We start from the raw sequence: 13,157 nt of genomic DNA on the forward strand, positions 1-13,157 counted from the left end.
CACAGGGGCGCGAATAAGGTGCAGTTCGTGCAAGAATGCACTCCGTGACTGATAGTGCAACGCAGAGGATGCGGGAGCGGCGCGCCCAGCTCGGCGCACGGGCCCGCGAGCTCGCCGTCGAGCGCGGCCTCAGCGGCTTCACGATCGACGAGCTCTGCGAGGACGTCGGCGTCTCTCGGCGCACCTTCTTCAACTACTTCCCGACGAAGGAGCAGGCCGTCCTCGGCCGCCCCGAGGAGGGCCTCGAGGGGGAGGCGCTCGAGCGGTTCCTCGCGGGAGGCGGCGATCCCGGCACGCTGTCGCCGACGCTCCTCGATGCTCTGGTCGACCTCGCGGTCGAGCACTTCGAGGGCATCGGACTCACCCCCGACGGCGCTCACGAACTCGTCGCCCTGCTCGAGCGCGAACCCAAGCTCTTCACCGCGCTGATGCAGGCGGGCAGCGACCGCGACCGGCTGCTCGAGCGCTTCTCCGCCGAGCGGGAGGGCGTCGCGCCCGACGACCCGCGCCTCCGCCTCGCCGTGCAGCTCGTCGGCACCCTCGCCCGCCACGCCGTCGAGGAGTCGCTCTCCCACGCCGACGGCCCGCCGTTCGAGGTGCTCCTGCGCGCCCGCCTCGATCTCGCCCGCACACTCCTGACAAGCACACCCGACCCCGAGAAGGACCGATGACCACCACCGCCGCCCCGAAGCCGCTGCTGCTCACGCAGCGCAGGATCTGGATCATCTTCTCGGCGCTGATCGCCGGGATGCTGCTCTCGAGCCTCGACCAGACGATCGTCTCGACCGCGATGCCCACCATCGTCGGCCAGCTCGGCGGAGTCGAGCACCAGGCCTGGATCACGACCGCCTACCTGCTCGCGACCACCATCGTCATGCCGATCTACGGCAAGTTCGGCGACGTGCTCGGCCGGCGCAACCTGTTCCTGGTCGCGATCGCCCTGTTCACGATCGCCTCCGTCGGCTGCGCGTTCGCGGGCGACTTCTGGAGCTTCGTCGTGTTCCGCGCCCTGCAGGGTCTCGGCGGCGGCGGGCTGATGATCCTCTCGCAGGCGATCATCGCCGACATCGTGCCGGCCAACCAGCGCGGCAAGTACCTCGGCCCGATCGGCGCCGTCTTCGGCCTCTCGGCCATCGCGGGGCCGCTGCTCGGAGGCCTGTTCGTCGACCACCTGACCTGGCAGTGGGCGTTCTACATCAACATCCCGGTCGGCATCGCGGCCTTCGCGATCGCCTGGTTCGCGCTGACCCTGCCGAGCAAGAAGGCGCAGAAGAGGATCGACATCCCCGGAGTCGTCCTGCTCTCGGCCGCGACGACGCTCCTCATCTTCTTCACCGACTTCGGCGGCGACGCCGCTCACGGCTGGGGCGACTCCCTCACCTGGCTCTTCGGTGCCGGCTTCGTGCTCGCCGTCGCGGGGTTCATCCGCGTGGAGTCGCGGGCCGAGGATCCGATCATCCCGCTGAGCCTGTTCCGCAACCCGATCTTCGTGAACGCGACGGCCATCGGCCTCACGCTCGGCCTCGGCATGTTCTCGGCGATCGCCTTCATCCCCACGTTCCTGCAGATGGCATCGGGCACCTCCGCCGCCGTCTCGGGGCTCCTGATGCTGCCGATGATGGCGGGTCTGATGGGCACCTCGATCGCCTCCGGCATCCTGATCACCCGCACCGGCAAGTACAAGCTCTACCCGATCATCGGCACGATCCTCACCGCGCTCGCGATGACGGCGATGACGACGCTCGCGGCCGACACTCCGATCTGGCTGATCTGCGTCTACCTCTTCTTCTTCGGCGCAGGGCTAGGCCTGATCATGCAGGTCGTCGTACTCGTCGTGCAGAACGCGGTTCCCGCCGAGCAGATCGGCACGGCGACCAGCTCGAACAACTACTTCCGCGAGGTGGGAGCGGCGCTGGGCGTCGCGATCTTCGGCACGATCTTCACCAACTCGCTGACCGAGAAGCTGACGGCCGTGTTCGCGGGCTCGGGTGACGCCTCCGCCGCGGCCGCCACGCTCGACCCGCAGACCCTCGCGACCCTGCCGCAGTCGGTGCAGGACGGAGTCGTCGCCGCCTATGCGGAGTCGCTCGCGCCGGTCTTCTGGTACCTGATCCCGTTCATCCTGATCGCGCTGGTGCTCGCGATCTTCCTCAGGCAGATCCCGCTGTCGGACCAGGCCGGCATGGTCGCCCGCGGCGAGGCCGTCGGCGGCGAGGAGGCGGAGCGGCTGTCGCGCGAGGAGCCGGAGCACCCGTCTCGCGAGGACGCCGCTGACGCGACCGGGGGCCTCCGCACGCCCTGACGCCGACTCCCGTGATCGACTCCGCGAGATGCCACTTCAGTACTTCCGCGTCGGCGTGTCGCGTACCGAAGAGGCATCTCGCGGGGAGGTGTCCGGGGCGAGACTCGCGGAGGGGCGAGGCGTCAGGCGGCGATCTCGTCCTCGAGCGGGTCGTCCTCGAGGGGGTCGGTCGGCTCGTCCAGCGGCACGAGCTCGGCGGCGAGGCGTGCCCGCTCGACGCCCGCGATCAGCACCGCGAACGCCTCCTCCAGCGAGTCGGAGTCGCGCAGCAGCACGCGCTCGCCGCTCTCGACGTCGAGTCGCACGGTCTTGTAGACCGGCCGCGCCAGATCGGCGGCGAAGGTGATCAGGCCGAGCGCCACGCCGGCGCGGCGGGCGCGCGCGATCCAGCGGTTGGAGTGGGTGCGGAGCAGGATCATGGCCGTGCCGTTCTCGAGGCGTGGGGGTGCGGCGGGGGAGTGTGTGCGTGGATCCTCTCGAAGCTTCCTGTACGGACGGCCTCCGTGTCCCGCACTTGACATCAGAGGCGCGATCCGTCGTTTCGCGTCAGTCGACGACGCGGCCCCGAGCGCCGGCCGCCGCCCGCAGCGCTCGCACGAACTCCGGCACCACCGGATTCGGACTCGAGCGCACCAGCACGCCGATCTCACGGCTCGCGCGCGGGTCGTCGATCGGGATCTCGCGCACGCCGTCGTCGATGGAGGAGGGGCTCGGCGGGAGGATCGTGATCCCCAGCCCCGCGGCGGCGAGGCCCCGCGCGGCGCGGTAGTCGCCGACCTCGAAGGCGGGCACGGGGTCACGGCCGTCGATCGCCAGCAGGCGGCGGGCCGACTCGTGCAGCCCGTAGCCCGGCGAGAGCATGATCAGGTCGAGCCCGCGCAGGTCCTCCACCGTCACCGAGCGGCGGGTGGCGAGCGGATGCCGACGGTGCACGACCGCCAGCAGGGGCTCCGTGTAGAGGGTGGTCGTGGTGGTGCCCGGGAGGGTCGGCGGGTCGGCGATGATCGCGAGCTCCGCCTCCCCGTCAGCGACCGCCCGGAGGCAGAGCGCGCGCGAGCCGTGGCGCAGCCCGAAGCCGACACGGGGCCAGCGCCGGCGGAACCGGCGGATCACATCGGGCACGTAGCTCTCGCCGAGCAGCGTCTGGAAGGCGATCGAGATCCGTCCGTTCTCGAGGTCGCCCGCCTGGCGCACCTCCGCGAGACCGGCCCGGATCAGCGCCATGCCGTCCTGTGCGGCATCCGCGAGACGCGTGCCCGCCTCGGTGAGGACGACTCCGCGGCCCTCCCGCCGCGTGAGCGGGGTGCCGACGAGCTCGGTGAGGCGGGCGACCGAGCGGCTGGCGGTCGGCTGAGGTACGCCGAGCTCGGCGGCCGCGGCGGTCACGCTCCCCGTCTGCCCCACGGCGACGAGGACGGGCAGGAGGCGCAGGATCGCGGGCCATTCGGCGTCGTCACTCATGCTCTCAGCGTATGGGTCGAGTGGAAACCGGCATTGGTCATGCGCTGAGGTGCAGGCCTAGCCTCGTGTCATGACCCTCCGCGAGCGCTCGACGGAGGCTCCGCCCGCCTCCCAGCGCCGCCTGATCATCGCTCTGCTCGCCGCGGGCCTCGCCACGTTCGCCGAGCTCTACGCCGTGCAGAGCGTGCTGCCGCAGCTGGCGCGCGAGTGGCGGCTGACCCCCTCCGACGCCGCCCTCACGGTCTCGGCCGCCACGCTCGGCCTCGCGCTGATGGTGCTGCCGTGGGCGTCGATCGCCGAGCGGATCGGGCGGCTCGAGTCGATGCGGATCGCCGTGCTCTCCTCGGTCGTCCTCGCGCTGCTCGCCTGCGTCGCGCCGTCGTTCGAGGCGCTGCTGGTGCTGCGGTTCCTCGGCGGGGCGGCGCTCGGAGCGGTGCCGGCGCTCGCCGTGGCGGCCATCCACGACCGGGTGGGAGGCGCGGCGGCCACCGCGGCCTCGGCCGCCTATGTCTCGGGGACGACGCTGGGCGGCGCCGCGGGGCGCCTGATCGCCGGGCCGCTCGCCTCCGTCGTCGGCTGGCGTGCGGCGCTGCTGGTCGTGACGCTGGTGTGCGCGGCGGCGGCCCTCGCGTTCGTGCTGCTCGCACCGCGCGGGGGCGCGCGGCAGGTTCCGGAGGCGTCGGGCTGGCGGATGAAGACCGGCCGGGTCCTCCGCGATCCGGTTCTCGTCGCGATCGCGCTGCAGACGTTCTTCGTCGTCGGCGTGTTCGTCGCGGTGTACAACTACCTCGCGTTCCGGCTCGAGGCGGCGCCGTTCGCGCTGCCGCCGGCGCTCGTCTCGCTCCTCTTCGTCACCTACCTCGCGGGCACCGTCTCGTCCCGCGTCGCCGGCGTGTGGGCGCCACGACTCGGGCCGCGCACCATGATGCGGATCGGGATCGCCGCGATGATCATCGGCCTCGTCGTGATGCTGGCCGACGTCGTCGCCGTCGTGATCGCCGGGCTGGTCGTGTTCTCGGCCGGCTTCTTCGCGGTGCATGCGACCGGAGCGGCGTGGACCGGCGCGCGAGCCCCCTCCGAGCTGCGCGGCCACGCGGGCGCCGTCTACACGATCGCCTTCTACGCGGGTTCAGGAGTGGGCGGCTGGCTGCTCGGGCTCGTCATCGGCGTCGGCGGCTGGGGCGCCCTGACCGCCGTGATGATCGCCGCGCTGCTCGTGGGTGCGGGCATCGCGAGCCTGCCCTCGCGGGCTCGGGTCGCCTCCGCCGGCTGACTGGTCGAGAACGGCTGTGTCGGGTCAGCGGAGGCAGCCGTTCGTGACGGATCGAACGCGCCACCGCACGAAGACGTGCGCCAGGATGGGGACTCGAGCGCACGAAGCGGGGGCGGCATGGCCGAGAGCACCGAGACGGATCCGCGGTACCACGCGGCCTATCAGCGCGGCTACGACGGCCCCGAGCCCGAGCGGCTCACGCGGGCCGAGGAGCGGTTCCGGCGGCCACGACGTGACGGCGGCGGGGCGGCCCGATCGGTCGCGGAGCCCGTCGTCCCGCAGCCTCCGGAGGCACGTCCCGAGCGGGAGTCGCCCTTCGCGGCGCTGTCGTTCGTCGCCGATCAGACGCCGTCGCCCCTCGCCGACCAGGCGCGACCACTGCTCGCCGGAACGCCGGTCGACCCCGACGTCCCGCCGGTGCCCGGACCTGCACCGACGGCCGCGCTGTTCGCCACCCGCCGCGTCTCGTTGACGCTGGCCGCGGTCGGCACCGTCCTGATCGCAGTCGGCCTCCTCACCCTGTGGCGGAGCGCGCAGAGCTGGTACTCCTCCTCTCCGATCCAGAACACGTTCGGCGTCGAGCAGTACCTCCGCGAGCTCACGAACACCCTGACGGGGCCGTGCCTCACGGTCGGGCTCGTCGCCCTGTGCTTCTCGGTCCTCGTCCCGCTCGTGCGGGCGGTGCGGCGGTGACGCACCCGCGCCTCTGGTGGGCGGCGGCGATCCTGCTCGCCGTCGTGCTCTGGGCGGCCGTCCTGGCCGTCCCCGCGATCATCCTGCTCCTGCCCGATCAGTGGCAGGGCAGCGACCCCCAGCCGCCGCCCGAGCTGATCGTGCGGCAGGCGCTCTACTCCGTCTCGCCGCCTCTGCTCACGGCGGCACTCGTCCTCACGTCGGCGCTGATCGTCGTCGCCGTCGCGCTGCGGACGCCCTCGGCACCCGCGGCCGACGAGGCGCAGGAGGGCGACGACGAGTGGGCCGAGGCGGTGCTCGTCGAGCGGTGAGCCCCACCTCGGCCGGGTTCGCGTGCGCCGCAGCGGCGAGCGAATCGGGACCAGGGGAAACAGTTTCGGATAGTGTCGAGGAACACCCCCGACCGAAAGGCCCCCGTGGCCCGCACTCCCGATACGCGCGTCACCCTCGACGCGGTCGCCGCGCGGGCGGGAGTCTCGAAGGCCACGGCCTCGAAGGTCCTCAACGGCCGCCCCGGCGCCTCGCCGACCACCCGCGCGCGGGTCGAGCAGGCTCTGCGCGACCTGGGCTACACGCCCACGCCCCGGGCGTCGCGTCTCGGCGGCGGCATCACCGTCGTCTTCGACACGCTGCTCAGCCTCTACTCGCTGCGCGTGCTCGAGGGCATCGTCGGAGGCGCCCAGCACGAACACGTCGACGTCACGACCGGCGTCCTCGCGCCGAGCGACTCCGCGGAGGAGGGGCTGCGGTTCGACCGGGCCTTCGTCCGCTCGGTCGCCGCGAAGGGGCACCTCGGCATCCTCGCCGTCACGACCGCCATCGACGCCCGCCTCGTCGCGGCGTGCGCGGAGGCGTCGCTCCCGCTCGTCGCGGTCGACGCGCCGAATCCGCTCGACCCCTCCGTCGTCAGCATCGGTTCGAACCACTGGGTCGGCGGGCAGCAGTCGACCGAGCACCTCGTCTCGCTCGGGCACCGCCGGATCGCCTTCGTCGGCGGCGACGCCCGCAACCCGGGTCTGCGCGCCCGCTACGGCGGCTATCGAGAGGCGCTCGCCGCGGCCGGCATCACCGAGGATCCGGCCCTGGTGTCGGAGCACGGCATGGCGAGCGCGGAGCGCATCGTCCCCGGGATGCTCGCCCTCGCCGACCCGCCCACCGCGATCGTCGCCACGAACGACGGAGACGGTCTGCACTCGATCCGCGCGGTGATCGGTGCCGGGCTCACCGTCCCCGGGGACGTCAGCGTGATGGGGTACGACGACACCTTCTCCGCGCTGCCCACCGCGCCCCTGCTCTCGACCGTGCGGACCCCGATGCACGACATCGGGCGCCTCGCCGTGGACACCCTGCTGCGGATGCACGACGGCATCGCCCCGATCTCGCACCGCATCGAGCTCGCGACGACGCTGGTCCTGCGCGAGTCGACCGCGCCGCCCCGCGGCTGAGCTCAGGCCCTCGACGCCCGGCGCACGCCGATCAGCACGACCAGGCGGAGGAAGCCGACCAGGCCCGTGCCGACCAGCGCCGCGAACAGCAGCACCACGCCGAGACCGGCGACCCAGGTGGTCTCACCCGCGACGCCCTGGATCAGGAACTCGAGGCAGAACAGCGCGAGACCGGTGTACGTGAGGACGAGCACGATGATCGTCCCCGGCCGCATCAGTCGCTGACGCGGTGTGCGCCAGAGGGCGGGAGGCTCGAACGCGCGCCGGAAGAGGCGGAGGGTCAGCGTCCCGACCAGCCCGACCAGAGCGGTGCCGATGAGGACGATGCCCGCCTCGCCGATCCCCGTGACCCCGGAGCCGGCCAGAGAGAGGACCAGGCCGACGGCCACGAGGACGGCTCCGAGCACTCCGGCGCCCATCGCCGCGAACATCCCGAAGCCGCCGCGCACGACACTCTCCTGCTCGGGCCGGGGCTCGAGCGGCGCATCGACCACGCGGTGCGGGGCGGGAGGGCGGGCGGAGGCCGCCGCACTCGGGCCGGGACCCGCTCCCTGCGTCTCGACGACGTTCTCGCGCACGGGGATGTAGCGCAGCGGCGCATCGATCCGCACCTCGGGTCGGCCGCGGACGACCACCGTCGCGCCGACCCCGACCGTCCGGGGGAGCGAGCAGGGGGCGAGCAGCAGCGTGTCCTCGGAGGCGAGGGACCACTCGGCGACCCGGTGATCGGTGCCGTACCACTCGGCCGCCTGCGCACCGCCGAGCGTGATCGAGATCGGACGCCCGTCGACGAAGGCCGAGGGGTCGAGGTCGAACCGGCCGAGGTTGCGCACGGTCGCCGACACCCGCCACCAGTCGTCGCCCGCGTGCGAGAGGCGCACCTCGACGTCGATCAGCGAGGCGGGCGTCGCGCGCCGCCGCCCGACCACTACGACGACGACCGCCGCGATCGCGACGAGCAGGCCGCCGAGCAGGCCGACGAGGGCGACGATGAACTCCATCCGCCCAGTCAACCAGGCGGTGCGCCGCTAGATCGCTGCGCCCAGGGTCGCTGTGTCGAGGACGAAGCGGTAGCGGACGTCGTTCCGGCGCAGTCGCGCCAGGGCGTCCTCGATGTCGTCGGCCCCGACGACCTCGACGTCGGCGACGATCCCGTGCTCGCCGCAGAAGTCGAGGAGCTCCTGCGTCGAGCGTCGTCCCGCGCTGCCCCCCGACGAGAGGCGCTTGCGCCCGACGAGGAGGTCCATCGTCTCGATCGCGATCGGACCGAGGTGGCCGAGCGAGTAGAGCGTTCCGTCGAGGTCGAGGAGGCCGAGGAGCGGAGCGAGGGCGTGCTCGACCGCGACGGTGTCGAGGATCACGTCGAGCGTCCCGCGCGCCGCGCGCATCTGCTCCTCCGTGCTCGACACGACGACACGGGAGGCGCCCAGCTCACGCGCATCGTCGGACTTGGCCGGCGAGGTCGTGATCACGGTGACCTCGGCGCCGAGGGCGCGCCCGAGCCGGACGGCGAGGTGGCCGAGGCCACCGAGGCCGACCACTCCGAGTCGGGTGCCGGCCCCCACTCCGGCGGCACGGAGGGGTTCCCAGACCGTGACCCCGGCGCACATCAGCGGGGCGACGGCCGCGGGGTCGAGCGACTCGGGGCGCCGGTAGACGAATCGCTCGCGGGCCACGTACGTCGTGGCGAAGGCGCCGAGGGTGGGCGACCCGTCGAGGCGGTCGCGGCCGCCGTAGGTGAGGGTGGGGAACTCCTCGCAGAAGTTCTCCTGCCCCGCCCTGCAGAGGCGGCACGTGCCGCAGGAGTCGACGATGTTGCCCACGGCGACCGCGTCGCCCGCGCGCAGATCCGTCACGGCGTCGCCGATCGCGACGACCTCGCCGACGAACTCGTGGCCGGGCACGAGGGGGAATCCTGCGTCGTCGGTCGAGTCGAGCGCGTGCAGATCCGTGTGGCAGACGCCGCAGTGCGTCACCCGGATCTCGACATCGTCGGGTCGGAGGGGGCGACGACGGACGGCGGTGGGGGCGAGGGGGGAGCCGGGGCGCGGGGAGAGGAGGGCGATCGTGTCCATGGCCCGAGTCTACCTACTAGTCGGTAGGTGGCTAGGCTCGACCTCATGACCGACGCCCGTGACACCCGCCTGCGGATCCTCGCCGCCGCCACCGAGGAGTTCGCGCGCCACGGCATCGCCGGAGCACGGGTCGACCGGGTGGCGCAGCGCTCGGGCATGAGCAAGCCGATGATCTACACGTACTTCTCCTCGAAAGAGGGGCTCTTCGATGCGGTCTTCGAGACGCACGTCGTGGCGAACAGCGACCGGGTGCCCTTCGACGTCGAGGACCTGCCGGGCTACGCGGTCCGGCTCTACAACGACTACCTCGCCGATCCGGCCCTGCTGCGCCTCGTGATGTGGAAGCGGCTCGAGCGCATCGAGACCGGCTATCTCTTCGCCGGCCACGAGGCGCACGATGCGGCGCACGTCGCCCGCATCTCCGACGCGCAGAAGGCGGGCAGGGTGCGTCGTGATCTCGAGCCGCAGGACGTCTGGTCGATCCTGATCGCCACGGCCGCGACCTGGGCGCAGAGCTCGATCACCGCGGTCGCGTCGTCCGAGGAGCCCGAGGAGCAGCACGTCCGCCGGCGCCTCGCACTCGCCGCCGTCGTCCGAGACGGACTGCTGGCCGGCTGAGCGCCGTGCGTCGATCACCGCGGGCGCGCTGCTCCAGAGGCGGGGACTCCCACTCCGGGGGTTTGGCCCGTCGCGGAGGGTTCTGCATACTGGGGCAGCCGCCCCCAACAGGGAGCGTTCAGCTGCGACAGCGGAGGGTGGAGCGGTGTCGACCGTGCGCAACCGGGCCCTCGCCGCCCGCCGGACCGCCAGCCCCCTGCCTCTCTGGCTGGGCGTGGCGGGTCTTGTGGTGAGCCTGGCGCTGGCGATCCTGGCCGCCTCGACGGCCGCCGCACCGGTGCGGGTCCTCGGCGTCCCGCTGCCGCTCGTGCGCGGCGGCGCGGTGTGGATGAGCGTCGTCGGCTACCTGCTGACTCCGCTGCTCGTGTTCCTCGCGGCCGGGTGGGACCTCTCCTCCCAGCGAGCGAACAGCCTCCGCGACGCCCGGCACTTCGCCCCCGACCCGCGGCTGACGCGCTGGCTGCTGTGGCTCTCGGGAGCCGCGCTGCTCCTCGGTGCCTGGCACATCCTCAACATCAGCGTCCCGGTGTCCGAGTGGCTCGGCCTGTGATCCGGCGGGCGCTCGCGGTGGTCGTCACCGCGCTCCTGCTCGTGCTGGGCTTCGGAGCCGCGGCGCAGGCGCAGACCACCGCACCCTCCTCCGCCTCGCTCACCGACATCGGCCGCGGCGCCATCGAGGACCTCCGCACCTGCCTCTCCTCCTCCGACGTCCTCAACGTCTACTACCTCGTCGACAACTCCGGATCGCTGAACACCGGGGGCGACGACGATCGCGGCTCCGACCCCGATGTCGCCCGCGCCGACATCCTCGCGGGCAGCCTGGCCGAGCTCGGTGGCCTGCGCGACGACCTCACCGTCAACTGGGGCGCCGCCTTCTTCAGCCGCGCCTTCGAGCCCGCCGTCGACTGGCAGCAGTGGACGGGCGACAGCCCGGCCGCGCTCGCCGACACCATCCGCGCCAAGACCCCGGGCGGCGGCACCAACTGGCTGGCCGGCCTGCAGGGTGTGCAGTCGGCGCTGCAGAGCCAGCCGAGCGCCGGCTCGGCCTGCCAGCTCGTCGTCTGGCTGACCGACGGCGAGATCGACCTCGGCTCCTCTCAGGCGACCGCCGACGCGACCAACGCCCTCTGCGGCGCCCGCATCGACCCCGACGGCGCCGAGCCCAGTGGCTTCGGCGTCCTCGCCGCTCTCCGCCAGGCCGGAGTCGTCGTGATCGGCACCCTCCTCGCCGACGGCGATCAGCGCGAGGAGGCCCGCGTGATGTGGCCGCTGGTCGAGGGCAGCGGGGCTTACGGAGGCGGCACCGCCACGTGCGGACCCGCGACGGCCCCCGAGGGCTCCGTCCGCGGCGCCGTGGTCGACGCCTCCGATCCCACCGCCCTCGCCTCGGTGTTCCTCGAGCTCGGCGCCCGCATCGCCGGCGGGGCGCAGCAGGCCCTCGCGGCCGACGGCACCTTCTGGATCGACGCAGGGATCTCGCGCATCCAGGCTGTGGTCACCGATCCCGCCTGGACTCTCACGCCGCCCGCGAGCTCCGGCCTCGGAATCCTGTCGGCGACGTCGCCCGAGCTGCAGGTGAGCGGCTCGTCCGGCGCCCAGCTCGTGCAGCTCACCGTCGACCGCCCCGAGCTGCAGGGCCAGTGGACCCTGACCGGCGCCGACAGCGTCTTCTCCTTCTCCGACCTCCGGATCGTCTTCGACGACGCCAACCAGGTCGAGCGCGCCGACGACGGCTCGCTCGCGGCCAGCCTCACCGCCCGCGTCGAGCACGCCGACGGCTCCCCGGTCGACCTCTCCGTCTACGGTCAGGCCGCCTTCACCGCGACCGCCACCGCCGACGGCATCACGACGGCGCTGCCCGACGCCCGCATCGACGCGGCGACCGGAGTCATCACCCTGCCGCTGCCCGCCGACGTGACGGCCTCCGAGATCCTCGTGACCGCCTCCGTCGACCCGCTGATCACCGCGGCGCACCAGGTCGCGCTCGCGCCGGTCACCACTCAGCAGACCGTCACCACGGTGCTGCCCGCCGCGTTCCCGAGCGTCTCGTCGCCCGTCGTGCTCTCCGAGCTCGCCGGCGCCGAGGGCCGCGCGGAGGGGACCCTCGCGATCCAGGGGCCGACCGCCGGCGGCGACGGCCAGGTCTGCCTGACGGACCCGCCCACCGTCACGAGCGACAACGCCGACCGCGCCGACAGCTGGGCGTGGACCTTCACCGACGCCTCGGGTGCGGCCCTCGCGCCCAGTGCCTGCATCACCGTCGCGCAGGGTGCCTCCGCCACCCTCGCGGTCACCGCCGAGAACCCCGTGGCCGCCGACTCCTCCGTCACCGCGACCCTCCCGCTCGACATCCGCACCGCCGCCGGCAGCAGCGCGCCGCAGACGATCGCGCTGTCGTTCCCCTCGACCTTCCCGGTGAACGCGGCCGCGATCGGTCTCGTCTCGCTGGTGCTGCTCCTGCTCGGGGTGCTCCTCCCGCTTCTGCTGCTGTGGCTCTTCAACCGCCGCAACACGCGGATCGCGATGGTGGGCTCGTTCCAGCGCGGCACGATCCCGGTCGAGATCACGCCCGAGGGCGTCCGCGCCGCGCCGACCGCGACGCGCCTCGACGAGCGCTTCCGCTACCTCCGCAGCGAGACCGGCGTGCGCGAGCTCGCCGATCCCGAGCTGGGGCGCCTGCGCGCGCACGTGCCGTGGTGGCCGCTCAAGGCGCCGAGCTACCGGGTGGGCCCGCCCGCGAACGGAGTCGTCATCGCCTCCCGCACGGGCACCCGCAGCACCTCGGCGGGCCGGCCGCTCGCCGACGGCGGAGTCGCCTTCACCTCCCTCCCGCTCGACGCCTTCTGGGCGATCGTCGTCCCGGAGCAGGAGCTCGACCGGCCGCGCAGCGAGGAGCCGGTCCGCGCGACCGCCGTGCTCTACCACCGCGTCGACCGCGACGACGAGGGGCAGTACGACCGCCGCCTCGACGACCTGCTCCGCGACTCCGGCGCCCCCGCCTGGGTCACCGTCGACGCCCTCCGCCGCGAGCGGGCGGCGAAGCGCCCCGAGGCCCAGGACCCGCCGAGACCCGCCGCACCGCGCGACGGCGCCCCCGCGCGCAGCAGCGTCCCCTCCCGGCCGGTCTCGCCCCCGCGCCCCGGCACCCCGCCGCCACGCTCAGGAGGCGCTCCCGGCCGGCCGAGCTCCCCGCCCCCACCCCGCCCCGGCGGCGGCAGCACACCGCCCCCGCCGCCCGGCCGCTCCAGCCCCCGAACCCCTCCGCCCCGCGGTCGCTGACAGCGACCCTC

13 protein-coding genes are annotated in these 13,157 nt (G+C 73.3%); 9 read left to right on the top strand and 4 right to left on the bottom strand.

The features are described from left to right. Window positions 1-44: 44 nt before the first annotated feature. The gene (locus tag ASG06_RS08945; protein ID WP_162239018.1) at window positions 45-671 is read left to right on the top strand and encodes a TetR/AcrR family transcriptional regulator; all 627 of its coding nucleotides are present in this window, start codon (window positions 45-47) and stop codon (window positions 669-671) included. Next, entirely contained in the window at window positions 668-2,302 is a 1,635-nt protein-coding gene (locus ASG06_RS08950) for an MDR family MFS transporter (protein WP_056041219.1), read from the top strand. Before ASG06_RS08945 ends, ASG06_RS08950 begins: the two co-directional genes overlap by 4 nt. A 122-nt stretch (window positions 2,303-2,424) precedes the next feature. Here the strand turns inward: ASG06_RS08950 and ASG06_RS08955 are convergent, their stop codons facing one another. Further along, window positions 2,425-2,721 carry a hypothetical protein gene (locus ASG06_RS08955; RefSeq protein ID WP_056041220.1) on the bottom strand — a complete coding sequence of 99 codons (297 nt, stop codon included), beginning with the start codon at window positions 2,719-2,721 and terminating at the stop codon, window positions 2,425-2,427. 127 nt (window positions 2,722-2,848) lie between these two features. After that, the gene (locus ASG06_RS08960) at window positions 2,849-3,763 is read right to left on the bottom strand and encodes a LysR family transcriptional regulator (protein ID WP_056041222.1); all 915 of its coding nucleotides are present in this window, start codon (window positions 3,761-3,763) and stop codon (window positions 2,849-2,851) included. 70 nt (window positions 3,764-3,833) lie between these two features. Here ASG06_RS08960 and ASG06_RS08965 point away from each other — a divergent pair, with 70 nt between their 5' ends. The 4 genes from ASG06_RS08965 (at window position 3,834) to ASG06_RS08980 (ending at window position 7,174) form a co-directional block, all read left to right on the top strand. Then, entirely contained in the window at window positions 3,834-5,036 is a 1,203-nt protein-coding gene (locus ASG06_RS08965; RefSeq protein WP_056041223.1) for an MFS transporter, read from the top strand. 117 nt (window positions 5,037-5,153) lie between these two features. Beyond that, the gene (locus ASG06_RS08970; RefSeq protein WP_056041225.1) at window positions 5,154-5,729 is read left to right on the top strand and encodes a hypothetical protein; all 576 of its coding nucleotides are present in this window, start codon (window positions 5,154-5,156) and stop codon (window positions 5,727-5,729) included. After that, window positions 5,726-6,040, top strand: coding sequence for a hypothetical protein (locus ASG06_RS08975; protein WP_056041226.1), 315 nt, complete (start codon window positions 5,726-5,728; stop codon window positions 6,038-6,040). Before ASG06_RS08970 ends, ASG06_RS08975 begins: the two co-directional genes overlap by 4 nt. A 105-nt stretch (window positions 6,041-6,145) precedes the next feature. Next, on the top strand, window positions 6,146-7,174 hold the full coding sequence (locus ASG06_RS08980) for a LacI family DNA-binding transcriptional regulator (protein WP_056041228.1): 1,029 nt from the start codon (window positions 6,146-6,148) through the stop codon (window positions 7,172-7,174). A gap of 2 nt (window positions 7,175-7,176) precedes the next feature. On the opposite strand, the gene ASG06_RS08985 is transcribed toward ASG06_RS08980, so the two are convergent. Both ASG06_RS08985 and ASG06_RS08990 read right to left on the bottom strand, forming a co-directional pair. After that, window positions 7,177-8,175: a hypothetical protein gene (locus ASG06_RS08985; RefSeq protein ID WP_056041231.1), complete on the bottom strand. Its 999-nt coding sequence runs from the start codon at window positions 8,173-8,175 to the stop codon at window positions 7,177-7,179. A gap of 27 nt (window positions 8,176-8,202) precedes the next feature. Then, a complete protein-coding gene (locus ASG06_RS08990) occupies window positions 8,203-9,249 on the bottom strand; it encodes an NAD(P)-dependent alcohol dehydrogenase (protein ID WP_056041234.1) in 1,047 nt (348 codons plus the stop codon). A 45-nt stretch (window positions 9,250-9,294) separates the two neighbouring features. Here ASG06_RS08990 and ASG06_RS08995 point away from each other — a divergent pair, with 45 nt between their 5' ends. From ASG06_RS08995 to ASG06_RS09005, 3 genes are all read left to right on the top strand, one after another. After that, complete coding sequence (locus tag ASG06_RS08995) at window positions 9,295-9,867, top strand: TetR family transcriptional regulator (RefSeq protein WP_056041236.1); 573 nt, start codon at window positions 9,295-9,297, stop codon at window positions 9,865-9,867. 145 nt (window positions 9,868-10,012) lie between these two features. Then, window positions 10,013-10,417, top strand: a complete 405-nt coding sequence (locus ASG06_RS09000) for a hypothetical protein (protein ID WP_056041238.1) — start codon at window positions 10,013-10,015, stop codon at window positions 10,415-10,417. Continuing rightward, entirely contained in the window at window positions 10,414-13,146 is a 2,733-nt protein-coding gene (locus tag ASG06_RS09005) for a VWA domain-containing protein (protein WP_056041240.1), read from the top strand. The genes ASG06_RS09000 and ASG06_RS09005 overlap by 4 nt, the downstream gene beginning before the upstream one ends. The last annotated feature ends 11 nt before the right edge of the window (window positions 13,147-13,157 follow it).

This window comes from Rathayibacter sp. Leaf185 (assembly GCF_001423885.1).
Taxonomy (GTDB): Bacteria; Actinomycetota; Actinomycetes; order Actinomycetales; family Microbacteriaceae; genus Rathayibacter.

Coding starts and splice junctions, on each gene's coding strand:
- ASG06_RS08950 (WP_056041219.1), top strand. CDS start 668: ATGACCACCACCGCCGCCCCGAAGCCGCTGCTGCTCACGCAGCGCAGG.
- ASG06_RS08955 (WP_056041220.1), bottom strand. CDS start 2,721: ATGATCCTGCTCCGCACCCACTCCAACCGCTGGATCGCGCGCGCCCGC.
- ASG06_RS08960 (WP_056041222.1), bottom strand. CDS start 3,763: ATGAGTGACGACGCCGAATGGCCCGCGATCCTGCGCCTCCTGCCCGTC.
- ASG06_RS08965 (WP_056041223.1), top strand. CDS start 3,834: ATGACCCTCCGCGAGCGCTCGACGGAGGCTCCGCCCGCCTCCCAGCGC.
- ASG06_RS08970 (WP_056041225.1), top strand. CDS start 5,154: ATGGCCGAGAGCACCGAGACGGATCCGCGGTACCACGCGGCCTATCAG.
- ASG06_RS08985 (WP_056041231.1), bottom strand. CDS start 8,175: ATGGAGTTCATCGTCGCCCTCGTCGGCCTGCTCGGCGGCCTGCTCGTC.
- ASG06_RS08990 (WP_056041234.1), bottom strand. CDS start 9,249: ATGGACACGATCGCCCTCCTCTCCCCGCGCCCCGGCTCCCCCCTCGCC.
- ASG06_RS08995 (WP_056041236.1), top strand. CDS start 9,295: ATGACCGACGCCCGTGACACCCGCCTGCGGATCCTCGCCGCCGCCACC.